A 26,507-nucleotide genomic window follows, 5' to 3' on the forward strand; every position below is an offset into this window, starting at 1 on the left:
CTTTGTTGTCTCAATTTTTAAAATATGCCAACAGTTTCCAGTAAAGGATTACAAATGCCGGAATCACCTATTCGTAAGTTGGTTCCGTTCGCAGAAAAAGCCCGAAAAGAAAATAAACATATATACCATCTCAATATTGGTCAGCCCGATATTAAATCACCTTCCATGGCTATGGAAGCGGTGGCTAAGCACGGTATTGATGTGCTTGCCTATTCCAGATCGGAAGGTTCGGAAGAATACCGTGAAAAAATAGCAGCCTACTACCAACGAAACAATATTCCAGTTGACGCCGACGATATCATTGTAACCACCGGAGGAAGTGAAGCTTTACTATTTGCTATGGGAAGTATCTGTGATGCAGGTGATGAAGTGATCATACCCGAGCCGTTTTATGCCAATTACAATGGTTTTGCAACAGCTTCGGGGGTGAAGATTGTTCCTGTGATCTCAAAAATAGAAGACAATTTTGCGTTGCCCCCTATTTCGGAGTTCGAAAAATTAATCACACCCAATACCAAAGCCATTCTCATTTGTAACCCGGGGAATCCAACAGGTTATTTATATTCAAAAGAGGAGATTCAGACGCTAACCCAAATCGTGAAAAAGCACGATCTGTTTTTGGTAGCGGACGAAGTATATCGTGAGTTTGTTTACGACGGATTGGAGCACTATTCTATTTTACAGGAAGAGAGCATGGCGGAAAACGGTATCATTATCGATTCTGTTTCCAAGCGCTATAGTATGTGCGGGGCGCGAATTGGATGTTTGGTTTCTAAAAATAAGCAAGTGATTGCAACTGCATTAAAATTCGCACAAGCTCGATTGAGCCCACCCACTTTTGCCCAAATAGCCAGCGAGGCGGCTTTGGATACGCCTCAAAGTTATTTTGATGATGTGATTGAAGAATATGTAGATCGTAGAAACACTTTGATTTCCGAACTACAAAAAATACCTGGGGTTACCGTGGGTATTCCCAAAGGGGCTTTCTATTGCATAGCACAACTTCCAATTAAAAACAGTGATCGCTTTGCCCAATGGCTATTGGAAGAATTCGATTTGGATGGAGAAACCATTATGGTCGCTCCAGCAGCAGGGTTTTATTCCACTCCTGGCGAAGGTTTAAATCAAGTAAGAATTGCCTACGTACTGAAAAAAGAGAGCCTTATTAAGGCTGTTGAAATATTGAGGCAGGCATTACAGCAATATCAAGATTAATGTTAATTGAAGAACATAAATCTTTAAAATCCTTCAATACATTTGGGATCGACTGCAAAGCACGGTATTTTGCATCGGTCACAACAGTTGCCGAACTAAAAACCCTTCTATCTAAGCAAGTACATCCCTCGCATTTTGTACTGGGTGGCGGAAGCAATCTGTTGCTCACCCAAGACATAGACGCCTTGGTTGTTCATGTGAATTTAAAAGGCATAACAGTCCTTTCTGAAGACCATGGTACTATAACCCTCGAAGTGAGTGCTGGCGAAAACTGGCACGAATTCGTCATGCATTGCGTAGCGCATGACTATGGTGGTGTAGAAAACCTTTCCTTAATTCCTGGTAATATGGGAACTGCACCCATACAGAATATCGGAGCCTACGGAGTTGAATTAAAAGATGTGTTTGTGAGTTGTAAGGCCTTGGAAATAGACGGCCTTACAGAGCGAACGTTTAATCGGTCCGACTGTCAATTCGGATATCGGGATTCTATTTTTAAGAATGAGGCTAAAGGAAAACACATTATAACCAGTGTGGTTTTAAAGCTTACAACCAAAAGCCACGAACTAAGCACCTCGTATGGTGCCATAAAAAATCAGTTGGAAGTACAAAACGTGATTTCCCCTTCTATCAAGGATGTGTCCGATGCTGTTATAGCCATCAGAAGATCCAAGTTACCGGATCCGGCTAAAATTGGAAATAGTGGCAGCTTTTTCAAAAATCCTGTGATTGGTACCGATGATTTTCAAAAATTCCGTCTTGCTTATCCCAATGCCCCGTTTTACGAGGTCTCCCCTACCGAATTTAAAATCCCTGCGGGCTGGCTCATTGAGCAAGCTGGTTTTAAAGGACAGCGTTATGGAGATGCAGGGGTTCACAAAAACCAAGCGTTGGTTTTGGTAAATCATGGAGAAGCCACAGGTTCCGAACTATGGGAATTGGCATTAAAAATTCAAAAGAAAGTAAAAGAAGATTTCGGAATCTATATAGAACCCGAAGTAAATGTTATTTAGCGTTTACGCTGAGCACATTACCAATGATATGCAGCTTTCCGTTGGAAGCCAAAATATCCGTTTTACCTAATGACGCCTCATTGCCTTGCGCATCCGTCAAAAACAAGTTGCCGTCTTTCACAGATACTTTCAAAACGGCACCTCCAAGCGTTTCTAACTCGTAGTTTTTATTTTTTCTCACCGCTTGCAACAAATCGGCCGAACTCATATCTACGCCGACTATATGATTTCGGACAAGTTGGGTGAAAGCTTCTTTGTTCTCAGGGTTTAGGTAGAAGTTTAATTTGGTCTTGTTTACCCCATCAAATGCTTCTGAAGAGGGTGCAAAAATGGTATAGGGCCCATCTGCGTTCAATAAATCCGTTAATCCGGTGGTGACCAAAGCACTGGTAAAAACCTTGGCTTCAGGGGTTGACATCGTCTTTACCAAGAGGTTCTTATCGTTCAAATCCTGTTTCACGGCAACAACTTCCTCTTTTGCGGGTACATTTGCTTCAATTTGATCACCCTCTTTTTTTGAATCGGATTTACATGAAACGAATAACACTCCAACACATACAAAACAAAGGGTCCAACGGAAAAAATTCATAATGAGATTGTATTATTTTGATGCTAAAAATAGCTAAAATCTTATCATTTCAGTAAGAAAGATTGTATTTTTGCACCCTAATTGTTTTATATGGGAATTCTACTTATCACGCTTGTTCTTTTGTTGCTGGCTTTCGCTGGAATTGCAGTAAAAATATGGGCTAAGAAGGATGGCAAGTTTGCCGGAACCTGTGCGAGTCAAAGTCCTTTTTTGAACCAAGATGGCGAGAATTGCAGTTTTTGTGGAAAAACCCCGGAACAGTTTTCCAGCTGTAACGAAAAAGAACACAACTAAATTGTAGCTTACCAAAATGTTGCTACTGTGGTTATTCATAGCCGTTGTACTTATTAATACGGCCTATTTTCTCCTTTTTTCCAAATTCACCTTTTTACAACCCGAGGCCCAGGAAAAAAATGGAGCATTCCCTGTTTCCATTATTGTATGTGCAAAAAATGAGGCGGACAACCTTAAAAAGAACATTCCCCTTTGGCTTGCACAGGACTATCCCAGTTTTGAACTTATTTTAATTAATGATGCTTCTACAGATGATACGCAGGAGATTATAGAGTCCTTTGCCGAAAAGGATAATCGCGTGCATACCGTAAACATTGAAAACAATGAAGCCTTTTGGTCCAATAAAAAATACTCCCTAACACTAGGTATAAAAAGGGCAGTGAATAAACGCATGCTGTTTACCGATGCCGATTGCAAACCCGCCAGTAATAATTGGTTATCCCTTATGACCCAGCGATTATCGGAAGAGACTGAAATCGTGCTAGGGTATGGTGCCTACGAAAAAAGAAAGGGCCTACTCAATAGATTTGTGAGGTACGAAACATTGGTGACAGCCATTCAATATTTCTCGTATGCTAAAGCAGGAATGCCTTATATGGGCGTAGGCAGGAATTTGGCCTATACGAGTAAACTTTTTTATGACAATAGGGGTTTTATGTCCCATATGGATATTCCTTCTGGCGATGATGATTTGTTTGTAAATGAGTCGGCTACAAAAAATAATACCTCCATATGTTTTCACGAAGATGCCTTCACTCATTCCGAACCTAAGTCTTCTTTCGGAAGTTGGTTTACCCAAAAAAGAAGGCATGTGACCACGGCCACTCATTACAAACCCAAGCATAGATTTTTGCTAGCCGCTTATTACAGTAGCAACTTATTGTTTTGGGTATTGACAGGGTTGTGCTTTGCATTTGTTGATTGGAAAATGACATTAGGTGTTTTCATATTTAGAATTGCCCTCCAATATATTTTCATAGGCAATGGGGCTAAAGTTCTAAAGGAAAAAGACCTGACTCCCTTCATCCCACTATTAGAACTGTTTTTGGTATTATTTCAATTAACTATCTTTATTACCAATTCCATTTCAAAACCTAAAAAGTGGAAATAAATCCGGTCGAAGTAAAAGAACAAATAGAGAAAGCCAAAGAGGGAAGCCAAAGTGCCTTCAACTTTTTGTTAGATCATTTCTGGAATACGGTATATGGCTTTCAGCTTAAAAGGGTACAAAACGAACACGATGCCGAGGACATAACCATTGAAACGTTTTCCAAGGCCTTTGATAAAATTTCCAGCTTCAATCCGAATTATAATTTCAGCACATGGTTGGTAACTATTTCCAAGAACATTCAGATAGATAAAAGCCGGAAGAAAAATGCTTCGATACATTCTCAAACCACAGAGGCTACCGATGAACAGGTTAGAAAAATTGTGGACAGCACACCGTCGCCAGAAGATCAACTCATACGCGAACAAAACCTAGCTGAACTACTGAGGTGTATAAAGGAATTAAAACCTGATTACCAAGAGATCATTAATTTGAGATACTTTCAGGAAATGAGCTACAATGAGATTTCCAAAATCTTGAAAGAACCTTTGAGCAACGTAAAAGTGCGTTTGTTACGAGCACGGAAACTATTGCTGGAAGTCATTACCCAAAACAGAAAAAGTTGAAAGAAACCCTTAAAAAACTAGGTCCTGGTTTTTTATTTGCAGGAGCAGCCATCGGTGTATCCCATTTGGTTCAATCTACAAGGGCCGGGGCCGATTTTGGATTTGGACTTCTTTGGGCACTGCTCCTTATTAACCTAATTAAATATCCCTTTTTCGAGTTTGGACCGCGCTACGCCAGCGCCACAGGGGAAAGCTTACTCAAAGGGTATGAAAAAATGGGCAGGGGTGTTCTAATTGCTTATTTCATTATCACATTCGCCACAATGTTTACCATACAAACAGCGGTAACCATTGTAACTGCTGGAATTGCCTCTTCTTTGTTTGGAGGTAATCCAAAAATCTGGACAGCAGTAATTATAGGAATTTGCTTTGTGATTTTGTTGCTGGGAAGGTACAAGGTATTAGACAGCCTCATGAAAATTATTGTTATCGGGCTTACCATTAGCACAATCTTGGCTGTTACCCTAGCTTTTCAAGAAACTCAAAGCGTTACTTTTTCGCAGGTACTGCCCAAGGATGCCATGTCTATTGGTTTCCTTATTGCTTTCATGGGTTGGATGCCAGCTCCGCTGGACATATCGATTTGGCAGAGCATATGGACGGTAGAAAAGAAAAAGATTGATCCGACCATTACGCCCTCACAGTCTAAGTTCGATTTTAATGTGGGTTACATTGCCACAACTATTTTGGCTATCGGATTTGTTGCCTTGGGTGCTCTCATTATGTTTAATAGTGGCACACAGTTCTCATCCAATGGAACTGTATTTGCGAATCAATTGGTTGCCATGTACACCTCCAGCTTAGGGGATTGGGCCAAAATCATTATCGGCATAGCTGCATTAACAACCATGTTCAGTACTACCCTAACGACTCTGGATGCCTCCCCGCGAGTGATGCACAGAACAAGCGAAATTTTTGCAAATCGACCCCTGAAAAAAGGATATATCACCTGGTTGCTGGTTTTAGTGCTGGGAACCCTATCCATTTTCTTCTTTTTTATTGCCGAAATGGGGCTTCTCATTAAAGTGGCCACCGTATTGTCATTTTTAACCGCTCCCTTTTATGCCATTTTAAATTTCAAGCTTATAAACGGAAAACATACACCTGCCGCTGCCAGACCCAAGAAATACTACCGGGTATTTAGTGTCGTTTCCATACTGGTGCTCATTGGGTTTAGCGCGTGGTATATCTATTCTATTTCCGGCTTATGACAACCCTTCATTTTTTGAAACACTGCAATTGGAATTTGGACGTTTTAAGTAGTATCTTTGCACAGCTATGGAAACAACATCCCTAGAAATTCAGAAACCAGCACCAAAGCCAAAATGGCTTCGGGTGAAATTACCCACGGGTAAAAAGTATACGGAACTACGCGGATTGGTAGACAAATACAATCTGCACACAATTTGCACCTCGGGAAGCTGTCCAAATATGGGAGAATGCTGGACCGAGGGAACCGCTACCTTCATGATCTTGGGGAACGTTTGTACGCGATCCTGTGGTTTTTGTGGAGTAAAAACGGGTCGGCCAGAAACTGTAGATTGGGACGAACCAGAGAAAGTGGCTCGCTCCATCAAATTAATGGATATAAAACATGCGGTGGTCACCTCCGTAGATAGGGATGACCTTAAGGACATGGGATCCATTATTTGGGCAGAAACAGTAAAAGCCATTCGAAGAATGAATCCAGAGACCACCCTGGAAACATTGATCCCTGATTTTCAAGGAAACACAAGGAACATCGACAGAATTATTGAGGTAGCTCCAGAAGTGGTGTCCCATAATATGGAAACCGTGAAACGCTTAACCAGGGAAGTAAGGATTCAAGCAAAATACGAGCGCAGTTTAGAAGTACTTCGCTATCTAAAACAAGAAGGAATACGTCGTACCAAAAGTGGAATCATGCTTGGTCTTGGTGAAACTGAAGAGGAAGTCCTTCAAACCATGGAAGACCTTCGTGGTGTTGGATTGGATATCGTTACTATTGGCCAGTACCTGCAACCTTCAAAAAAGCACCTTCCCGTAAAAGAATTCATTACTCCAGAACAATTCAAGAAATATGAAGAGATAGGACTTGAAATGGGCTTCCGCCATGTAGAAAGTGGTGCCTTGGTCCGTTCTTCATATAAGGCTCAGAAACACCTTACTTAACCGCTAACAATTCATGAAAAGCCCAATAACGATTGGAATAAACGGCTTTGGACGTATTGGAAGGAATCTTTTTCGCTTATTGCTAGATCATCCGTCCATTGCAGTGGTCGCTATAAATGATATATCGGATGCCAGAACCCTCAGTCATTTACTTAAATATGACAGTATTCATGGGGTTTTAGAACGGGAAGTGACCTATGATGAGCACCATATTATTGTAAACGGACAAAAAGTGCGGTTTTCCTCGGAAAAGCACATTGAAAACATTCCTTGGAATGATATTGATATTGTGATCGAAGCCTCTGGAAAATATAGGGATAGAGCAAGTTTGGAAAAACATCTTGAGGTTGGTGCCAAAAAAGTAATCCTTTCGGTTCCTCCTTCAGAAGATTCTATTAAGACCATCGTATTGGGTGTAAACGATGCTATTATCGCTGAAGAAGACACCATTGTCTCCAATGCATCGTGCACGACCAACAATGCGGCTCACATGCTAAAAATAATCCATGATTTATGCGGTATTGAACAGGCATATATTACGACGGTACACTCCTACACTACCGATCAAAGTTTGCATGATCAACCCCATCGCGATTTAAGGCGTGCTCGTGCTGCAGGGCAATCTATTGTCCCCACTACTACTGGGGCTGCAAAGGCATTAACCAAGGTATTCCCAGAGCTAGCGGATGTTATCGGGGGCTGTGGTATTCGCGTTCCTGTAGCCAATGGCTCTTTAACAGATATCACTTTCAACGTTTCAAAAAATACCAGTATTGAAGAAATTAATTTAGCTTTCGAACATGCTGCAAACAACGAACTTAAAGGTATTTTACAGTACACCGAAGATCCTATTGTGTCAATCGATATTGTGGGAAACCCGCATTCGTGTATCTTTGACGCCGGAATGACATCGGTGATCGGTAAAATGGTTAAAATCATCGGTTGGTACGACAACGAGATAGGTTATTCGTCAAGAATTGTAGATTTAATCTTACAATTATCGAGGAAATAACTATATTTATCGGCGAAGTGCGTTAAAATTAATGCTTTACATACGAAGAAAATACCCGCAACTTGCCCTTCTTTTTGCTATCCTACTTACCCCGCTATGTATATGGGGCCAGCAAAAAGACGAAGATACTTTGGCCCTAATCAAAAAGTTTCATGCCGATGCGGTTTCTTCCCTTTCCACGCAAAGTTACGATCAAGCAATTATCAATTTAAACAAGGCTTACAAGCTTTCCTACTCGGCGCAATACAATAGTGAGCGTGTAGAAGTCCTTTTCAGTATAGCACAGGTCAATTATTTTATCCAGAATTATGAGAAGGCGGCGCTGGAAACCCAAAAGATCATTACCCTGCTGGAAAATACCGCTGATAAAAGGGCATTGGCAGAGGCCCATACACTAATGGGGCTAATTTCCACAAGGACTGGCGAATTTCAGAAGTCGGAAGAATTCCTTCGCAAAGCGGATGATTGGTTTACTAAAAACAATGATGAAAAGAATAGGGCGAATGTGTTGCTCGGTTTCGGTATTCTTGAATTAAAGAAAGATTCCTATAAGAATGCGGTAAATTATTTTGATGCTGCCTTGCCCAATTTTGAAGAACCCAAATGGCAATACCAAAGAGCCTTTACTTTATTGAACAAAGCCGAAGCACTGCTACATCTTAGTAATACCGATGTGGACAATGGGCTTGGCAAATCGAAAAAGGCACTTGATGACGCCTTGACTATTATCTTGGAAAACAATTACACAAGGTTAGAGATAGATAGTTACAAAATTCAATCGTATATCGCCCTCAAGGAAAACAATTTTACGCAAGCCGAAGAAAGCATGCGGATATATGAAACCAGAAATGATTCTTTGTACCAAATATACTTAAGCGCCATATCGAAGGGGATAGATGCAGAAACCAATGTGGGTGACCTCAATAAGATTATTGAAGACCAGCAGGACAATATTGACAAGCAGCAACGCTCCATTAATTTCGGTAAGATGACCACAGGGCTTAGTATTGCCCTAATTGTTATACTCTCCCTGCTTACCCTTTCTTTGTATAAGAACAATAACTTAAGGGCCAAGGCAAACGAACTATTACAAGACAAGAATAATGAGCTGCAATTGGCCAAGGAAAAGGCTGAGAAAGCATCATTGGCAAAAGCCCAATTCTTATCTACCATTACCCATGAGTTAAGAACACCCTTGTACGCAGTTACTGGACTTACCCATTTACTCCTTGAAGAAGATCCAAAACCGCATCAGAAAGAACACCTCAATTCATTGAAGTTCTCTGGTGAATACCTACTATCGCTTATCAACAATATTTTGGACCTAAATAAATTGGAGGCGAATAAAGTGGAGGTAGAAAAAACATCCTTCAACCTTAAAAAGAGGGCGAACGATGTATTGGTTGCGCTTAAAAAATCGGCCGACGACAGGAAGAACAACCTTCATTTCGAGTTTGATGAAAGCATCCCAGAGAAGCTTATGGGGGATCCATTAAAACTTTCGCAAATTCTCATTAACCTTATCGGTAACTCGTTGAAATTTACCCAAAACGGTGATGTAAATGTTCGTATAAAGAAGTTGGGTGAAAGTAAGGAACGTGTAACGCTTCGTTTTGAAATAGAAGATAATGGTGTGGGTATTTCAAAGAAAAAGCAGAAAAGTATTTTTGAAACATTCTCTCAAGCTTCCTTGCAGATTAACCGTAAATTCGGTGGTACAGGACTTGGTCTTTCCATTGTTAAGAACTTGCTGGAGTTAATGGGAAGTAAGATTCAACTAGAAAGCCAGTTGGGTAAAGGCTCCAAATTCTGGTTCGATATTAACTTTGCCCTAGTTGAAGAAGTACGGGAGGTAAGAAACCCACAAAATATTATTTACGACGTAGATTACGTGGCCCTTGAAAACAGAAACATCTTGGTCGTAGAGGACAATAAAATTAACCAAATGATTACCAAAAAGATTCTTGAAAAGAACAAGATGAAATGTTTGGTAGCAGATAACGGTTCGGATGCTGTTGCCTTGGTTAAAGAGAAAAACTTCGATGTGGTTCTTATGGATATTCACATGCCGGGTATTAGTGGTATTGAAGCCACCCAGGAAATTCGAAAATTCAATAAAGACCTTCCAATAATTGCTTTGACAGCCGTAACCATTGATGAAAACCTTGATGACTTCTATCGGGCTGGATTCAACGAGATCATTCCAAAGCCATTTAAAACAGAGGAGTTCTTCGAAAAGATTTACCGTACGCTAGAAAGCCGAAACCTGCTGGTGAATAATTAGGAGTTGCGGAAACCCTGTATTGCATCCAACACCAATTCATTTAATGTGAATGCCTGATCATTTAGAATTTCGGTCGTAATGGGCAAATAGTACAAAGCAAACTTATCTAGTTTGGGCTGTAAACGCATATAATCCTTCTCGGTCGTAAGCACGATTTCCTTTTTCTTAAGCAGCTCTATTTCACCTTGGGAAAAGTGATGATGATCGGGGTATTTTAAATGCTCGAAAACAAAACCCCGCTTTTTTAAATAAGCAGTCAATGGCTTGGGATTGGCAATTCCCGTTACCAATGAAAAAGGTTTATCCATGAGATACTCAACAGGCAACTGTTCCGTTTTGCCCTGAATGAACTTACCATAGCCAATCCTTGAAAAAAACACGCGCTGTTCCGGATTCAATTTCATTCGATATTGAATTTCCTGAAGTGTGGCGTACGGCACATCTTGCGGGCATTTGGTCACAATAACCACATTAGCCCTCTGAATTCCAGCCCTTGATTCTCGCAGGTTACCTGCCGGAAGTAAGTGGTCGTCAAGGAAAAGGTCATCAAAAGCCGTTAGAACAATAGTATAGGAGGGTTTCACTTTTCGATGTTGAAACGCATCATCCAATAAAATGACTCCTGCTTTTTTCTTCAACTGTTCGATTCCTTCCCTTCTATCCGCACATACCGCTACCGTTATCCCTGGGAATTTATTTTTGAATTGCAGGGGCTCATCCCCTACCTCTTCGGCGGTGCTTTCAAGTTGTACTTCCAGGTATCCGGAAGTTTTTCTTTTGTATCCTCGGCTCAGCACAGCCACATTATATTTTTCCTTCAACAATTGCAATAGGTACTCGATCATGGGTGATTTCCCTGTACCGCCCACCGAAAGATTCCCAACGCAAATGACAGGGATATCATATGTGGTACTTTCTTTCCACCCCATATCATAGGCCTTGTTGCGCAGGGTGGTCACTCCGTCATACAAAATGGAAAAAGGAAAAAGGAGTTTGCGAAAGTTCATATAACGAAAGTATACTTTTTTATCTTTACGGTAAAATACACCCATATGAAGGTAAAAGATGTGATTCAGCTGTTGGAAGAATTGGCTCCCCTTGCCTATTCTGAAGATTTTGACAATACAGGGTTGCTGGTGGGCAATGCGCAGAATGAAGTATCGGGCATCCTCGTTACTCTGGATACCTTGGAGGCCGTAGTAGAGGAAGCCATCGAAAACAACTGTAACCTTATCGTAAGTTTTCATCCTATTATCTTCAAAGGGTTAAAACGCATCACAGGGAAAACTTATGTAGAAAGAGTCGTACTAAAAGCCATCGCCCACAATATTTCCATTTTTTCCATTCATACCGCTTTGGATAATGCATGGAATGGCGTCAATGCCATGATGTGTGAAAAAATGGGCTTACAAAATAGACAGATACTTATTCCCCAATCGGGAACCATCCGTAAATTGGCTACGTACGTGCCCCATAATGCGGCAGAGCAAGTACGGGAAGCACTTTTTGCGGCCGGGGCAGGTGAAATTGGCAATTATAGCAATTGTAGTTTTAACCACTCTGGGATGGGCAGCTTTAAAGGGAATGAAGATGCCAATCCTACCGTGGGCAATGTGGGGGAAACGCATTTTGAACCGGAGATAGAAATAGGGATTACTTTTCAGAAACATCTAGAACCTGTTATCCTAAAGGCGCTATTCCAAGCCCATCCTTATGAAGAAGTGGCGTATGAAGTAACCACCTTGAACAATACCAACCAACATATTGGGATGGGGATGATAGGGGAATTGGAAGAATCATTATCTGAAGAAGCCTTTCTCAAACATACCAAAGCCGTTTTTAAAACAGGCTGCGTTCGCCATAGTGCACTCACTGGAAAAAGCATTAAGAAAGTAGCTGTATTAGGCGGTAGCGGAAGTTTCGCCATTAAAGCGGCACAAGGCAAAGGAGCCGATGCCTTCATAACCGCCGATCTAAAATACCACGACTTTTTCAGCGCAGAAAACCGAATCTTGCTCACAGATGTGGGACACTATGAAAGTGAGCAGTATACAAAAGATTTATTAGTTGCTCACCTTAGGAAAAAAATTACTAATTTTGCACCTGCCTTGACGGAAAGCAAGGTGATTTTATCAAGGGTTAACACCAATCCTATTACATATTATTAAACTTATGGCTAAGAAAACAGAAAGTACTGTAGAAGAGAAGTTAAGAGCATTGTTCGATTTACAGCTTATCGACTCACGCGTGGATGAGATTAGAAATGTTCGTGGAGAACTTCCTTTAGAAGTACAGGACTTGGAAGATGAAGTTGCGGGAATGAATACCCGTTTGGAAAAAATGAATGCCGATTTAGAGGTAATCGAGGAAAGCATTAAGGACAAGAAAAACTTGATCGAAGAATCCAAGGGGTTGATCAAAAAATATACTTCCCAGCAGGACAACGTGCGAAACAACCGTGAGTACAATAGTTTGAGCAAGGAAATTGAATACCAAGAATTGGAGATTCAGTTGGCCGAAAAGCACATTAAGGAGTTTAAGGCGCAGATTGAACAGAAGAATGAAGTGATCGAAACGACCAAGGGACGATTAAAAGAACGCGAAGAGCACCTAAAGCACAAGCAAGGGGAACTCAACGAAATCCTGGCCGAAACCGAAAAGGAAGAAGAGGCCTTACTTAAAGAATCAGCCAAATACGAGAAGAACATTGAAGATCGATTGGTAAATGCATATAAGCGCATCCGATCCAATGTAAAGAATGGATTGGCTGTAGTGCCTGTAGAAAGAGGTGCCTCCGGTGGATCTTTCTTTACGATCCCACCGCAGGTGCAGATGGAAATTGCATCCCGCAAAAAAATCATTACAGATGAACACAGTGGTCGTATTTTGGTAGATCCTGCATTGGCAGAGGAAGAAAGAGAGAAAATGAACAAACTCTTTACTAAATTGAAATAAGATTTATCCAATTAGATATAACAAAGCCTTCACACCTTCGTGAGGGCTTTTTTTGTTTCTTTAGGTAAGGTTTGCAAAAATCTCCGAACTAATACAACGAATTAGCTTTAAAAACGATGAAAAAAATAGTATTACTTTCCTTTTCCTTAGTATTGTTGGCTACCCAGGCATCTTGCCAAGATATGAGCAAGAAACACAAGGAAGATCAGGCCAAAGCCCAAAAAGAACAAACACCAGTAGAAGTAAAAATAAATGATGGTTACGAACGTGCCTATTTTGCGAGTGGATGTTTTTGGTGTGTTGAAGCCATTTACGAAAGTGTAAAAGGCGTAAAGGAGTCCATTTCGGGATACAGCGGTGGCCATACTAAAAATCCTACCTACGAATCCAGTAACACAGGGCTTACAGGACATGCAGAAGCTGTAGAGATCATTTATGATTCCTCCGTAGTCTCCTTTAGTGATTTGGTAGATGTATATTTCGGATCCCAGAATGTTACCCAGGTAAATGGACAAGGACCGGATCGCGGATCCCAATACCGTTCCATTATTTTCTATCAAAATGATGCACAGAAAAAGATTATAGACGAAAAAGTAAAAGAACAGGAAGCTATTTATGGTGAAGGCAAAGTGGCCGCACAAGTGCTACCCTTCCAAAAGTTTTGGGTGGGCGAAGACTATCATCAGAATTATGAAAAGCGGAATCCGTACAACTCATATATCCTTGGTGTATCGCTTCCGAGATTGATCCGATTTCAACAAAAGTTCCCGCAATTGTTGAAAGCCGATCAAAAGCATTAATAGCCATTCACTTTTTTTAGTAACTTTAAGCGAATCCAGACGGATTCGCTTATTTTTTACCTATGAAAAAGCTAATCAACCTATTTGCGATTATTCTTCTATTTATTGCTTGCTCCAGTGATGATGACAATGACGGTAATGCAGAAAATGGAAACCTAACCCTTACGGTTACCGTAAACGAAACTAGTGAACAGAATGCTGTTATAAGCTGGACGTTGGAGGGCAATACTTCTCCCGTGGTTTATGAAATAGTATTGAGTGGACAAACAGTACGTGAAGGATACACAGGATCAATGTATAACTTAAACGGTCTGGAAGAAACCACCACTTATAACGGAGTGGTATTTGCTATAGAGCAGAATGGCAATCAAACCTTCGCCAATTTTGAATTTACTACTTCATTAGACCTAACACACGCAGGACATTATGTAGTTGACACCCAAGAAAAGGCCGATAATTTTTATTTCACCTCTATAAGCCTTGATCTACTCATAACAAATGTCACGGACATATCAAATTTAGCTTCCTTGGAGAGTGTCCGAAATTTATATATAAGTGATTCTAATTTGGAAAATCTCAATGGGCTTGAAAATTTAACCAATCTCAATGAAGGACCTCGGAAAATAGTCATTACCAACAACCAAAACCTTGAAGATGTATCAGCCCTGCAAGGAATTAGGGATCAAATCGATTGGTTAGAGATAAAGGACAACCCTAATTTAGCAAACTTGGATGGCTTGGGGCTTTCAGAAAATGCAGACAGGCTTTATGTAGAAAACATGGCAATTGAAAATTTTGATGGCATTTTAAGCCCTGCAAATGTTTGGAGTATTTGGTTATTGGATTTACCAAACCTTACTTCTTTTGAAGGTTTGAACAATATTGAAACCATCGGTTGGTTTCGCTTGGAAGACACACCCAATATAAGTTCATTTCAAGGACTCAATAGCCTACAGGCACTAAATGATGATTTGTATGTGGATTTCCCCATTTCGAGCCTAGATGGACTTGATAATCTTCAAAGTGCCAAATCATTGATATTTGATAATTTGGAAACACTTACATCATTAAATGGTGCTCCCAATCTTAGTACTATTGACGGAGATCTTAGAATTGTTGATTGTGCGAGTTTTGCGGATATCGGAAATTTAGATAACCTTCAAACCGTGGTTGGATGGTTAGAATTCAAAAACCTCCCTTTGGTAAATGAATTGTCTTTTCCTTCCTTGAACTTTACGAGAAAATTGAATTTGGAAGATTTAGCAATATCTAACTTGGATGGGTTCTCCAATTTAATTGAAATCAACGGCGGAGGTTTTCCCGAGACATTTCAGTTGATTGATCTCCCCAATTTGAACTCTATATCGGGTATTTCCAATCTACAAACAAATACAGGTCGCTTCGAACTAAATAACTTACCACTTCTAACCTCTTTGGAAGGTTTTAATTTGGTATCATCCGGCGGATTAGAATTATTATATCTCCCCAATGTGAGTGATTTTAGCCCTTTAAATAGTCTGCAATACACCACTTGGATCAACCTTGGTTCCTTAGATCAATTGGAAAACATGGATGATCTCTCAAATTTGGTAGATAGTGTTAATGAAAAATCCATATATTTCTATGTAGGTGGGAATACAAATCTAACGGACTTCTGTGGTCTTACCAACTACATGCAAAACACTGTCGTGTCGGATTTAAGCGGTGGATTCCCCGAATATTCCGTTTTTGGAAATGGATATGATCCGGAGGAATGGCAAATAGAATCCTCGACTGACTGCAGTCTCTAACCAACCCTTACAATTTGACACAAAAAGAATTCAGCATTTTTAAGCAGCTAAAAAATATGGAATTGGCATTAGAACTTGCCAACACCTTACAACAACACAACATCGAAACCCAAATAGGTGATAATTCAGCACCCGTCGATTCCAACTTTGGTGGCAGCTCTTTGCAATACAGTATTGAGGTTCGCATCCCTAAAGACGATTTCGAAAAAGCAGAGGAAATCCTAAAAAAAGAAGCCGAAAATGCCATCGAAACCGTAGACAAAGACTACTATTTGTTTTCATTCGAAGATCAAGAATTGTATGACATCCTATTGAAACCCGACGAATGGAACGAATTCGATTATGTGCTTTCACAACAAATACTCAAAAAAAGGGGAAAGCCCGTTGACAAGGAATTACTGGATTCGTTAAAGAAACAACGTCTTGAGGATCTTGCCAAACCTGAAGGAAACCAGAAGACCTGGATTTATGCAGGATACCTTTTTGCTATTTTGGGCGGTTTTATAGGAATCGTAATTGGCTATCTACTGTGGAAATCGAAGAAAACCTTGCCCAATGGCGAAAAGGTGTTTTCGTATAGCTACCAAGATAGAAAACACGGGCAAACCATCTTGATCATCAGCTTGATTATTTTCCCTTTAACACTTATCTGGAGAACCATTCCTATCTTCGACTAAGTCATTATTTTCGAGCTTTCACCTCAAACAACAAAGGATATAATTTCTCTTTTAGCTCATAACATCCATCGCTGTTTTTTACCAAATCGGGAAATACATCATACGGTGAAGCATCCATTTCGTTTACTACTTCAATTGTAAGACCAGCTTCAAGTAGGACCCCAATCACTTCACTCAAAGAATGGTTCCATCCATACTCTTTGCTCACCATTTTGGTTTTTCCATCTTCGGCATACGTACCTTCATATTCCTCATAAATAGCCTCTTTTTGATGATACCCATACTTCATTTCAGGTGGAGAAACCGTATAGTCAAACATCCAAGCAATAGGATGAAACTCCACAATATAAAAAACACCTCCAGGTTTTAATCGCTCCGCAATCATACGAGCCCATGGTTTCAGGTCTGGCAACCAACCAATGGTTCCATAGCTTGTAAATACAATATCGAATTGTTCAGAAACGTGTTCAGAAGTATCTAGCACATTGCAACATACAAATTTGGCATCCAGATTCAATTCACTAGAAAGGCTTCTTGCCAACCCAATGGCTTCGTCAGACAAATCCACACCCGTACATTTTGCTCCCATTCGGGCCCAACTCATAGTATCCTGCCCAAAATGACATTGAAGGTGTAATAAACTCTTACCAGACACATCCCACAAAGATTCTAATTCATAGGAGTTTAGCGATGTTTCCCCTTTTTTAAAATCCTCAAGTGCATAGAAATCGCTGGCAGCATGAATCGCCACTTTCTGATTCCAAGTTTCCTTATTTACCTCAAAGGCTTTTTTCAAATCCATAACTAAACATTGTAATTTGGAGCCAACAATTCCTTCCATTCTGGATGGCGCTTAATGTACGCCGCCACAAAAGGACACAAAGGTGCCAATAAACTATTTTCTTCCTTTAATATACGCAACACCTGAACCACTAATTCTGAACCCACACCTTTTCCTTCCAACTCACGCGGAACTTCAGTGTGCGTAAGATAGACCGCTCCTTTGGCGCGAATGTACTCAATGAATGCTAACTTTACCTGAACCGAAGCTTCAAACCTTCTTTTTTCCTTGTTTTCGTATACCTCTAGCTCCATTCTTATGAATTATGTGAACCATCACAGAAAGGATTATTTCCAGTTTTGCCACAACGACAAAATGCGGTACTTCGTTTCTTGGTTTCGGTTCGTCCATCGGTATGCTTCACCTCAATGGTGCCATACACCAATAGCGGGCCATTGGCTAGCACCTCGACTTTCCCCATTCCATCTTTATCCTTTTCTTCCGAGGGTCTGCCGTCTGTATTTTTGTAATAGGACAACGCACCGCTAGGGCATTTGTTTATGGTGGTTATGAGATCTTTTGAGGTGGCGGCATCTACTTGTATCCATGGTTTATCCCCTGGCTTAAAAACCCCAGGCAGGCCATTAACACATTCTTTCGCATGAAAACATAGCCCCGGTTTCCAAACGACGGTAATATCTCCGTTGGTGTATTCTTTTCTTATATCCATATTTTAAAAATACAAAAATTATGTGCCAAAAAATACTTTGCGTATTTTTACTGAAAACACCAAAATCATGAACAAATTCCTATGGGCTTTGTTAGTAGTAGCCACTTTTTTTGCTTGTAAGGACACATCAACCAATAGTGATACTAAAGGGGAAAGCGCAGATGAAACAAAGACCGAAGAAAAAGAATTATCGACCGCTGAGACCATTGCCTATAAGAGCGGATTCGAACACTGGAAAAATGTCAATGAAGTTTCATTCACGTTTAATGTAGACCGGGGCGAACGTCATTTCGAACGTTCCTTTATTTGGTTTACGAAAACGGATGAAGTTATTTATATGAATGGCCAAGACTCCATTGCCTACAAAAGAGGAACAGCATTGGACTCTTTGCAAACCAAAGCAGACCAAGCGTTTATAAATGACAAGTATTGGTTGTTACCTCAATTTCAGCTCATTTGGGATGAAGGCACCTCTTTTTCGGAAAAAGAAAACCAAGTAGCGCCATTGTCCAAAGACACTTTAGACATGCTTACCATTACTTATGGATCTGAAGGGGGCTATACTCCGGGCGATGCTTACGATTTTTACTTCGGAAAAGACTTCATGATCCGGGAATGGGTCTTTAGAGAGGGCAATCAGGCAAAACCATCCATGATAAATTCCTTCGAAGACTATGAAGACTTTAACGGATTAAAGATTGCGAAAACGCATCGCGACAGCACTGGAAATTTCAAATTGCACTTTACCAATATCGAAGTAAAATAAGATGCACGACAGCCTAACCACAAATAACAACACATTGACCTACCAAAACAACCGCGAATTTGCCAAAACATGTGATGCACAAGATCCATTGTCCTCTTTCAGGAATGAATTTCTGTTTCCTAAGGACCCTAAAGGAAACCCCCTTGTTTACCTTTGTGGAAATTCGCTAGGGCTGCAACCCAAACGCACACAATCATATATAGAGCAAGAATTAAAAGATTGGGCTGCTTTTGGAGTAGAAGGGCATACCGATGCTTCCCACCCATGGTTGCCCTACCACGAATTCCTTACAGAAAGCATGGCTAGCATTGTGGGTGCCAAACCCAATGAAGTGGTGGTTATGAATACCCTAACGACCAACTTGCATTTATTAATGGTCTCGTTCTATCAGCCTACAAAGACCAAATACAAAATTATAGTAGAAAGCGATGCCTTTCCAAGTGACAAATATGCGGTGGAAAGTCAGTTGCGCTTTCATGGATTCGATCCCAAAGAAGGATTGATTCTTTGGAAGCCGAGGGAAGGAGAGGAACTTTGCAGATTTGAAGATCTGGAAGCCATAATGAATGAGCAAGGGGAGGAAATAGCTTTATTAATGATTGGCAGCACCAATTACTATAGCGGGCAACACTTTCCCTTACAAAAGATTACCGAGTTAGGTCATAAACATGGCTGTATGGTCGGTTTCGATCTAGCCCATGGAGCTGGGAATATTGCTCCAAACTTGCACGAAACTGGTGCCGATTTTGCCGTTTGGTGTAGTTATAAGTATTTAAACAGTGGCCCTGGAAGTTTGGGTGGCCTCTTTGTACATGAACGACACGCCCAAAATCCTAACCTAAAAAGATTTGTTGGCTGGTGGGGACATAATAAGGAAACGCGTTTTAATATGCGGCACGAATTCGATCCATTACCAGGGGCAGAAGGTTGGCAATTGAGTAACCCTCCCATTTTAAGTATGGCTGCCATTAGGGCAAGCTTAGATGTGTTTATGGAAGCGGGGTTTGAAAATCTGAGGGAGAAATCAAGAAAGCTAACAGGCTATTTGGAGTTTTTGGTAGATGAAATGAATGATCCAAGAATACACATTATCACACCGAGAAATCCGGAGGAACGCGGTTGTCAGTTAAGTATACAGGTGAAAAGCGCTAACAAGCAATTGCACACCCAATTAACAGAAGCTGGAGTGATAAGCGATTGGCGCGAACCCGATGTAATTAGGGTTGCACCTACTCCACTTTATAATAGTTTCGAAGACGTTTACGAATTTATACAACGATTGAAAAACATACTCAATTGAAAGAAAAAGGAAACATACTCATTATAGGTGCAGGACTTTGCGGTAGCCTTTTGGCGCTGCGCATGGCACAAAGAGGATATAGCATTACCCTTGTAGAAAAACGGCCAGATCTCCGTAGAATTGAACAGGATGCTGGACGCTCCATTAACCTAGCCCTTAGCGATCGTGGCTTAAGGGGATTGCGGCTGGCTGGTGTTGAAGACAAGGCCCGTGCACTTTGCATCCCAATGAACGGCCGGATGATACACGATAAAGAAGGCAACACTTTCTTGAGCAAGTATAGTGGACGCGAAGATGAATACATCAATTCCATTTCCCGCCCAGGATTGAATATGCTTTTGCTCGATGAGGCAGAAAAATTGGACAACGTGGAAATTGTGTTCAACAAAGGATGTATTCAAGTTGATTTGGAAAGCCCGTCTGCCACGTTCTTCGATTACGAAACCAAGGAAGAAGTAACCTATACTGGAGATATTATCCTTGGTACCGATGGTGCTGGGTCCATGGTACGAAAGAGTATGTTCGATCATAAAAAATTTCTTTTCAGTTTTTCGCAAGATTGGCTTACACATGGCTACAAGGAAATTACCATTCCTGCCGCCGAAGGTGGTGGATACCGAACGTATAAAAACGCATTGCATATTTGGCCCAGAGGCGAGGATATGTTGATTGCACTGCCTAATTTGGATGGAAGCTTTACTGTGACCCTTTTCCTTCCCTATTCGGATAGCGATTACGGATTCGATAATCTGACCACCCCAGAAAAGGTAGTTGAATATTTCAACAAAGAGTATCCTGATGCCGTGGCCCTTATGCCTAATCTTGTTGAAGAATTTTTCGAGAATCCAACCGGCCCACTGGGAACCATAAAATGTTCCCCTTGGAATAGTTACGGAAAGACCCTTTTGCTGGGTGATGCAGCACATGCAATTGTACCTTTCTACGGGCAGGGAATGAATGCCTCTTTCGAGGATGTCATTGTTTTTGATGAAGCAGTGGATCGCCACGAAGGAAACTGGTTGGCTGTTTTTCAAGCGTATGAAAAAGCCCGAAAGAAAGATACAGATGCCATCGCAGACTTGGCTGTCGATAATTTCCATGAGATGAAAGAACATACTGCCAGTGCATTGTTCCAGGAAAAAAGGAAATTGGAAGTAGCTTTCGAAAATGAGTTCCCCAATGAATACAACAGTAAATATTCGTTGGTAACCTTTAATGAAAACATTACGTACCACGAAGCCATGACCCGAGGAAGGGCCCAGGATAAGGCTATTCTCAACTTACTTGATGATGGCAAACTGCCTGATCACCTTTCACTAAAGGAAAAGTTGGAACTGGTGCAAAAAGAAACACAAGACATACTTCACGACGATGAAGTAGCATATAACCTATCATAACCATGAGCAATAAGAGTAGATTAGTAGAAGGAAAAGCAACACCACGTGGCGCCTATCCCCATGTAAAACGTGTGGGTGACTTCATCTTTATAAGCGGTACCAGTTCGCGCTTGCCCGATAATACCTTCGCAGGGGTACATCAAGTAGATGAGATGGGATCCATGAGATTGGATGTTAGGGAACAAACACGGGCCGTGTTAGAAAATATAAAGGACTATCTAGCTACCGAAGGTGCTTCCATGGAAGATGTGGTAGATGTGACCAGTTTCTTGGTGAACATGAACGATTTTGCTGGATACAATGAAGTATATGCCGAGTATTTCAATAAAGAAACTGGACCAGCTAGAACCACAGTAGCGGTGCATCAACTACCCCATCCTAATCTTGTGGTAGAAATTAAGGCCATGGCCTACAAACCACTATAATATGACAAAGTATTTTACACTTGCCTTGTTTTTCCTTTTTGGCCTAAGCATTATAGCGCAAGAGGGAATTGAACTCGAAATACAGCAAGCATACGAAGCAGGTGAATTGGATGAAATAATAACACGCTATGGTGAAAATACCGAAGGATTATCTTCAAAAGCACTATACATTGTTGGAATGACTTATTATGCGAAAGAAGATGATCCCAATTGCATAAAATTCATGAACCTTGCCATTGAGAAAGACGGCAATAATGCAAGTGCACATTTCATGAAGGGAATTACCCTGAGCTTTTCGGGACAATTTCAAGAGTCGATTACTTCAATAAACAAGGCCATAGAATTAGACCCTACCAACTCTGAGCATTACAGCGGATTGGGGGACACCTATTTTAGCTTGAAAGAATTTGATCAAGCCCTAACGGCCTACAATAAAGCCATAGAGCAAAAAGAACCTGCAGAAAGGGCTTTTACCATGATTCCGCAAGTGTATGCTGCCCTAAACAAACCAGAAGAAGCCCTTAAAGCGTTCTATCAGTCAAAAAATAACATTTCAAAACAATCCCAATCCTATATCATTGCCCTTTACAATATTGGATTATATGAATTCCTTAAACAGGAGTACGACAAGGCAGAAGCGGCTTATTTGGAATTATTGGGATTGATTCCAGAAGACTACCCTTCTGTTTCCAAACTCATACAAGTATACTATGGTAAAAAAGAATACGACAAAGCCATACCATTGAAGCAAAAAATGTACGAGGCCCAGGAGGCAGGACTTTTGGAAGGCTATCTGGAGGATATGTTCTGTTTCGATCAGTTTAATTGGAACGGTCAGTTGGTTCAGGTATTCGAACGATATGAGCAAGGTGATGGCAAACTATATTACAAGCACCTTTTCTTCTTAGTGAGTGAGACCAACGAAATTGAGTTAAAGATTCAATCCGAAAACTCTCCAGTAGCAATAAATTTGAATGAAGCAAAATACGTTTTGGGAACCGACTATAATGGAACGCATTATAACTGGGGCATTTGGTTTCAGGAGGATTTTGATTATGAAGACATGAAAAAAGCAGTCATATACGTACTTGACAACAAAGCAGGAGAATTATTATCCAAAAAATAGGCAATCTTGAAAATACGTAACTACATAAACGGCACCTATAGCGATCCATTACATAATTCCTGGATAGATAATTACAATCCTAGCACTGGAGAAGTCTATTCACAGATTGCCGATAGTACCTCCAAAGATGTGCAAGTTGCTTTTGAAGCAGCACAAAGTGCCTTCCCCGCTTGGTCGCAAACCCCAATTGAAGAACGCAGTCGCATCCTTCTTAAAATAGCAGACCTTATTGAAACCAATTTGGATAGACTTGCAGAAGCAGAATCCAGGGACAACGGGAAACCCCTTTCCTTGGCAAGAGCGGTTGATATTCCCAGGGCCAGTGCAAATTTTCGATTCTTTGGCCATGCCATTACCCAATTTGCAAGCGAAGCACATGAAAGTGTTGGAAGACAAACCATGAATTTTACCCTTCGGCAACCCATCGGGGTCGTGGGCTGTATTTCACCATGGAATCTACCGTTATACCTTTTTACTTGGAAAGTGGCCCCAGCTATTGCTGCGGGTAATTGTGTGGTGGCCAAACCCAGTGAAGTGACTCCAATGACCGCCTGTCTTTTAGGGGACATCCTTACCGAGGCAGGACTACCCAAAGGTGTACTCAATATTGTACAGGGAAACGGACCCAACGCCGGACAAGCCATTGTGGAACACCCAAATATCAAAGCCATCTCCTTTACCGGGGGAACAAAAACGGGAGAACATTTGGCCAGAACCGCAGCTCCTATGTTCAAAAAATTATCATTGGAGTTGGGTGGAAAAAACCCGAACCTCATCTTTGCCGATTGCAACTACGATAAAATGTTGGCAGTAACCGTTAAATCCTCTTTTGCGAACCAAGGTCAAATATGCCTTTGTGGAAGTAGGATTTATGTGGAGGAATCTATCGCTGACCAATTTAAAAAAGACTTTGTGGACAAGGTGTCCAGACTAAAGGTGGGGAATCCCATGGAAAATGACACCAACCTCGGGGCCCTTGTCTCTAAACCCCATATGGAAAAAGTGCTATCCTATATGGACATTGCAGAAAAAGAAGGGGGTAGAATATTGTTTGGTGGAAAACAGGTCACAGTGCCCGGCCATGAAAATGGATACTATGTACAACCCACCGTGATCGAGGTAGATACCAATGACTGCACCATACAGCAAGAAGAAGTATTTGGTCCAGTGGTAACCATTACCACATTCTCTACCGAGGAAGAAGCTATTGCATTGGCCAATGATGTAAAATATGGTCTTTCGGCGACCCTTTGGAGCAGGGATTTGGATAGAACCATGCGCGTTTCCAAAAAATTGGAGGCCGGAATAGTTTGGGTCAACACTTGGTTAAACCGTGACCTAAGAACACCTTTTGGAGGTGTAAAAGACAGTGGAGTTGGACGTGAGGGTGGATTTGAGGCCCTTAAGTTCTTTACCGAACCCAAAAATATATGTATCACTTACAATGAATCGTAATACCCTATAGATGAATTTAGATCTCACCCAAAAGAACGCATTGGTTTGTGGAAGTAGCGCTGGAATTGGCAAAGCCTCCGCTTTAGAACTTGCCAGCATGGGAGCTGCCATAACACTGGTAGCACGCAATGAAGACAAGCTAAAAGACGTGCTTACCGAACTTTCTACGGAACACGGACAGAAACATGGTTACTTGGTGGCCGATTTTACTAAACCGTCCGAATTGAAAGAGAAACTATTAAATGCTACCCTACAGAAGAATTACCATATCCTTATAAATAATACGGGTGGTCCCAAAGGAGGAACCGCCTATGCGGCAGAAGTGGCCGAATTTGAAAATGCCTTTAAAATGCACTTGGTTTGCAACCAGATTCTGGTTCAGAGTGTGGTACCGGGAATGGAGCTGAATGGTTATGGTAGGATTATTAATATTATTTCGACCTCAGTAAAACAGCCTATTGAGGGCTTAGGGGTGAGCAATACCATTCGAGGAGCCGTCGCCAATTGGAGCAAAACACTTTCTGTAGAGCTGGGCCCTAAAGGCATTACAGTAAACAATGTCCTTCCTGGGTTTACAGCTACGGACCGTTTGGACGATATTGTTGCCAATGCCGCGCGTAAAACCAACCGGACCGAAGATGAAGCTATAGACTTTATGAAAAAACTGGTCCCTGTAAGACGATTTGCCCAACCCCATGAGGTTGCCAATGCTGTGGCATTCTTGTCCAGCCCTGCTGCGGGCTATATTAACGGAATTAATCTCCCTGTAGATGGTGGACGCACCAAAAGTTTGTAACTTTATAGAATTCGCGTGAGGGATTGAGCCAGTTACCCCACCTATGCTTGGCAGAGGTGTGTAACAGCGAAAGCCCGACCCTAGAGCGTAGCAAAATAGGGGCACGCCCAAACACCTAACTTTCTAAAAACCATTTCATGGCGCGACGAAAACTACGAATTAATGGGCACTCTCATCTCCTTCCCTATCCTGAGGAAATCCCACAGTTTATGCAGGATAAAGGTATCTTCTGGGTAGATAAAGATCGAAAATTTATGCTTCAGAAAGATTGGAGCCGCCCAGTGACCGATTCCAGTTTCTTCCTAGATGAAAAGCTGGAATGGATGAGTAAGTACGATATAGATCATGCCGTGGTGCTCAATTTATCACAGTTGTACGGTAATGGTCTTCGCTTGGAAGAAATGAAGCAGGCGTTGCGATTTCAGAACGATTTTAATGCCGGCATACAGCGCGATCACCCTTCCAAATTTACCTGTGGGTTTGTGGTGCATCCTGGTTTTGTACGTGGTGCCCTCTGGGAAATAGAACGCTGTGTAGAAGAATTAGGCATGAGCCTATTATGTTTGCCGACTCATTATATGGATACTATTGGAACCTGGCGTTGTATTTTTGATGAAGAAAACGAGCCTATTTTTGAATTGGCCAGTAAGTACAACCTTGCGGTAGAGATTCACCCATATGATGGCGAAAAATTCATAAAATTGGAAAATACAGCTTGGCGTTTTCACCTTATCTGGATGCTGGCTCAATGCGCCGATGCGTATCACTTCCTAACCCTAAATGGTTATGCCGATAAATATCCCAATATGCGCACTTGTTTTGCTCATGGTGGGCAATTGGCCCAGATAAATCTGGGAAGACGCATACAAGGGTTCGATGGTAGACCCGACCTATTTGAAGGGAAATCCCACCCCAGAAAGGCGGTAGGACACCCCAACATCTTTTTCGACACCTTGGTCCACGATACGGGATCCTTAAAACTTCTTATAGAAAATCAAGGCACACAACAGGTTTTAATGGGCTTGGACGATCCATATCCCTTGGGCGAAATGGAAAGCGCACCCCAATCGTCTTACCCTGGGAAGATATTGGACCTTGCAAAAGAACGGAACATTGTAACCCAGGAAGATTGCGATGCCATGTGGGAGGACAATGTACTGCAGTGGTTGCACGGAAATGATGAAACCGCAAAAGAAAATATGAAAAAGCGCATTCTAGGGGAATAGCCCCTATTTTTAATTCCCTATCTTTAAAGGAATTAACCAAATTTAATTTTT

General features: G+C 41.3%; 27 protein-coding genes. 22 read left to right on the plus strand and 5 right to left on the minus strand.

The window, feature by feature from the left end; all coding sequences use genetic code 11:
• Window positions 1–24: 24 nt before the first annotated feature.
• Both AC6JAD_RS01585 and murB read left to right on the plus strand, forming a co-directional pair.
• On the plus strand, window positions 25–1,215 hold the full coding sequence (locus tag AC6JAD_RS01585) for a pyridoxal phosphate-dependent aminotransferase (RefSeq protein WP_461304283.1): 1,191 nt from the start codon (window positions 25–27) through the stop codon (window positions 1,213–1,215).
• Window positions 1,215–2,228, plus strand: coding sequence for a UDP-N-acetylmuramate dehydrogenase (gene murB, locus AC6JAD_RS01590; protein ID WP_461304284.1), 1,014 nt, complete (start codon window positions 1,215–1,217; stop codon window positions 2,226–2,228). The genes AC6JAD_RS01585 and murB overlap by 1 nt, the downstream gene beginning before the upstream one ends.
• Here the strand turns inward: murB and AC6JAD_RS01595 are convergent.
• The gene (locus AC6JAD_RS01595; protein WP_461304285.1) at window positions 2,221–2,817 is read right to left on the minus strand and encodes a fasciclin domain-containing protein; all 597 of its coding nucleotides are present in this window, start codon (window positions 2,815–2,817) and stop codon (window positions 2,221–2,223) included. The two genes, murB and AC6JAD_RS01595, sit on opposite strands and share 8 nt — an antisense overlap.
• 90 nt (window positions 2,818–2,907) lie before the next feature.
• Between AC6JAD_RS01595 and AC6JAD_RS01600 the strand changes: the two genes are divergently transcribed.
• The 7 genes from AC6JAD_RS01600 (at window position 2,908) to AC6JAD_RS01630 (ending at window position 10,232) form a co-directional block, all read left to right on the plus strand.
• Window positions 2,908–3,111, plus strand: coding sequence for a membrane or secreted protein (locus AC6JAD_RS01600; protein ID WP_461304286.1), 204 nt, complete (start codon window positions 2,908–2,910; stop codon window positions 3,109–3,111).
• 16 nt (window positions 3,112–3,127) lie between these two features.
• Complete coding sequence (locus tag AC6JAD_RS01605; protein ID WP_461304287.1) at window positions 3,128–4,222, plus strand: glycosyltransferase; 1,095 nt, start codon at window positions 3,128–3,130, stop codon at window positions 4,220–4,222.
• The gene (locus AC6JAD_RS01610; RefSeq protein WP_461304288.1) at window positions 4,213–4,785 is read left to right on the plus strand and encodes an RNA polymerase sigma factor; all 573 of its coding nucleotides are present in this window, start codon (window positions 4,213–4,215) and stop codon (window positions 4,783–4,785) included. The genes AC6JAD_RS01605 and AC6JAD_RS01610 overlap by 10 nt, the downstream gene beginning before the upstream one ends.
• Window positions 4,782–5,996, plus strand: coding sequence for an Nramp family divalent metal transporter (locus AC6JAD_RS01615; protein ID WP_461304289.1), 1,215 nt, complete (start codon window positions 4,782–4,784; stop codon window positions 5,994–5,996). Before AC6JAD_RS01610 ends, AC6JAD_RS01615 begins: the two co-directional genes overlap by 4 nt.
• A gap of 67 nt (window positions 5,997–6,063) precedes the next feature.
• Complete coding sequence (lipA, locus tag AC6JAD_RS01620) at window positions 6,064–6,936, plus strand: lipoyl synthase (RefSeq protein ID WP_461304290.1); 873 nt, start codon at window positions 6,064–6,066, stop codon at window positions 6,934–6,936.
• Window positions 6,937–6,949: 13 nt separating this feature from the next.
• Window positions 6,950–7,948 carry a type I glyceraldehyde-3-phosphate dehydrogenase gene (gene gap, locus AC6JAD_RS01625; RefSeq protein ID WP_461304291.1) on the plus strand — a complete coding sequence of 333 codons (999 nt, stop codon included), beginning with the start codon at window positions 6,950–6,952 and terminating at the stop codon, window positions 7,946–7,948.
• Between the two features lie 31 nt (window positions 7,949–7,979).
• The gene (locus AC6JAD_RS01630; RefSeq protein WP_461304292.1) at window positions 7,980–10,232 is read left to right on the plus strand and encodes a tetratricopeptide repeat-containing hybrid sensor histidine kinase/response regulator; all 2,253 of its coding nucleotides are present in this window, start codon (window positions 7,980–7,982) and stop codon (window positions 10,230–10,232) included.
• Here AC6JAD_RS01630 and lpxK read toward each other — a convergent pair.
• The gene (gene lpxK / locus AC6JAD_RS01635) at window positions 10,229–11,239 is read right to left on the minus strand and encodes a tetraacyldisaccharide 4'-kinase (RefSeq protein WP_461304293.1); all 1,011 of its coding nucleotides are present in this window, start codon (window positions 11,237–11,239) and stop codon (window positions 10,229–10,231) included. The genes AC6JAD_RS01630 and lpxK overlap by 4 nt on opposite strands.
• A gap of 45 nt (window positions 11,240–11,284) precedes the next feature.
• On the opposite strand from lpxK, the gene AC6JAD_RS01640 reads away from it, so the two are divergent.
• The 5 genes from AC6JAD_RS01640 to AC6JAD_RS01660 all read left to right on the plus strand — a co-directional run bounded on the left by AC6JAD_RS01640 (window position 11,285) and on the right by AC6JAD_RS01660 (window position 16,454).
• Window positions 11,285–12,400, plus strand: a complete 1,116-nt coding sequence (locus tag AC6JAD_RS01640) for a Nif3-like dinuclear metal center hexameric protein (protein ID WP_461304294.1) — start codon at window positions 11,285–11,287, stop codon at window positions 12,398–12,400.
• 4 nt (window positions 12,401–12,404) lie between these two features.
• Entirely contained in the window at window positions 12,405–13,187 is a 783-nt protein-coding gene (locus tag AC6JAD_RS01645) for a zinc ribbon domain-containing protein (protein ID WP_461304295.1), read from the plus strand.
• Between the two features lie 116 nt (window positions 13,188–13,303).
• Window positions 13,304–13,987 carry a peptide-methionine (S)-S-oxide reductase MsrA gene (msrA, locus tag AC6JAD_RS01650; RefSeq protein WP_461304296.1) on the plus strand — a complete coding sequence of 228 codons (684 nt, stop codon included), beginning with the start codon at window positions 13,304–13,306 and terminating at the stop codon, window positions 13,985–13,987.
• A 62-nt stretch (window positions 13,988–14,049) separates the two neighbouring features.
• Window positions 14,050–15,777, plus strand: a complete 1,728-nt coding sequence (locus tag AC6JAD_RS01655; RefSeq protein ID WP_461304297.1) for a leucine-rich repeat domain-containing protein — start codon at window positions 14,050–14,052, stop codon at window positions 15,775–15,777.
• A gap of 56 nt (window positions 15,778–15,833) precedes the next feature.
• Window positions 15,834–16,454, plus strand: coding sequence for a putative signal transducing protein (locus tag AC6JAD_RS01660; protein ID WP_461304298.1), 621 nt, complete (start codon window positions 15,834–15,836; stop codon window positions 16,452–16,454).
• 4 nt (window positions 16,455–16,458) lie between these two features.
• Here AC6JAD_RS01660 and AC6JAD_RS01665 read toward each other — a convergent pair whose 3' ends face one another.
• Genes AC6JAD_RS01665 through AC6JAD_RS01675 form a run of 3 tightly spaced genes read right to left on the minus strand, consistent with a single transcriptional unit; the run spans window position 16,459 to window position 17,965 of the window.
• Window positions 16,459–17,256, minus strand: a complete 798-nt coding sequence (locus AC6JAD_RS01665; protein ID WP_461304299.1) for a class I SAM-dependent methyltransferase — start codon at window positions 17,254–17,256, stop codon at window positions 16,459–16,461.
• 2 nt (window positions 17,257–17,258) lie between these two features.
• Window positions 17,259–17,549 carry a GNAT family N-acetyltransferase gene (locus AC6JAD_RS01670; RefSeq protein ID WP_461304300.1) on the minus strand — a complete coding sequence of 97 codons (291 nt, stop codon included), beginning with the start codon at window positions 17,547–17,549 and terminating at the stop codon, window positions 17,259–17,261.
• Window positions 17,550–17,551: 2 nt separating this feature from the next.
• Window positions 17,552–17,965, minus strand: coding sequence for a (4Fe-4S)-binding protein (locus AC6JAD_RS01675; protein WP_461304301.1), 414 nt, complete (start codon window positions 17,963–17,965; stop codon window positions 17,552–17,554).
• A gap of 67 nt (window positions 17,966–18,032) precedes the next feature.
• Between AC6JAD_RS01675 and AC6JAD_RS01680 the strand changes: the two genes are divergently transcribed.
• From AC6JAD_RS01680 to AC6JAD_RS01715, 8 genes are all read left to right on the plus strand, one after another.
• Complete coding sequence (locus AC6JAD_RS01680; RefSeq protein ID WP_461304302.1) at window positions 18,033–18,731, plus strand: hypothetical protein; 699 nt, start codon at window positions 18,033–18,035, stop codon at window positions 18,729–18,731.
• A gap of 1 nt (window position 18,732) precedes the next feature.
• Complete coding sequence (kynU, locus tag AC6JAD_RS01685; RefSeq protein WP_461304303.1) at window positions 18,733–20,031, plus strand: kynureninase; 1,299 nt, start codon at window positions 18,733–18,735, stop codon at window positions 20,029–20,031.
• Complete coding sequence (locus AC6JAD_RS01690) at window positions 20,028–21,428, plus strand: FAD-dependent oxidoreductase (RefSeq protein ID WP_461304304.1); 1,401 nt, start codon at window positions 20,028–20,030, stop codon at window positions 21,426–21,428. The genes kynU and AC6JAD_RS01690 overlap by 4 nt, the downstream gene beginning before the upstream one ends.
• 2 nt (window positions 21,429–21,430) lie before the next feature.
• Entirely contained in the window at window positions 21,431–21,853 is a 423-nt protein-coding gene (locus AC6JAD_RS01695; RefSeq protein ID WP_461304305.1) for a RidA family protein, read from the plus strand.
• Between the two features lies 1 nt (window position 21,854).
• Window positions 21,855–22,979 carry a tetratricopeptide repeat protein gene (locus AC6JAD_RS01700; protein ID WP_461304306.1) on the plus strand — a complete coding sequence of 375 codons (1,125 nt, stop codon included), beginning with the start codon at window positions 21,855–21,857 and terminating at the stop codon, window positions 22,977–22,979.
• Between the two features lie 6 nt (window positions 22,980–22,985).
• Entirely contained in the window at window positions 22,986–24,434 is a 1,449-nt protein-coding gene (locus tag AC6JAD_RS01705; protein ID WP_461304307.1) for an aldehyde dehydrogenase, read from the plus strand.
• A 10-nt stretch (window positions 24,435–24,444) separates the two neighbouring features.
• Window positions 24,445–25,230: an SDR family oxidoreductase gene (locus AC6JAD_RS01710; protein WP_461304308.1), complete on the plus strand. Its 786-nt coding sequence runs from the start codon at window positions 24,445–24,447 to the stop codon at window positions 25,228–25,230.
• 137 nt (window positions 25,231–25,367) lie between these two features.
• Window positions 25,368–26,456 carry an amidohydrolase family protein gene (locus AC6JAD_RS01715; protein WP_461304309.1) on the plus strand — a complete coding sequence of 363 codons (1,089 nt, stop codon included), beginning with the start codon at window positions 25,368–25,370 and terminating at the stop codon, window positions 26,454–26,456.
• Window positions 26,457–26,507: the final 51 nt, after the last annotated feature.

It is taken from the genome of Aureisphaera sp., from assembly GCF_059726885.1.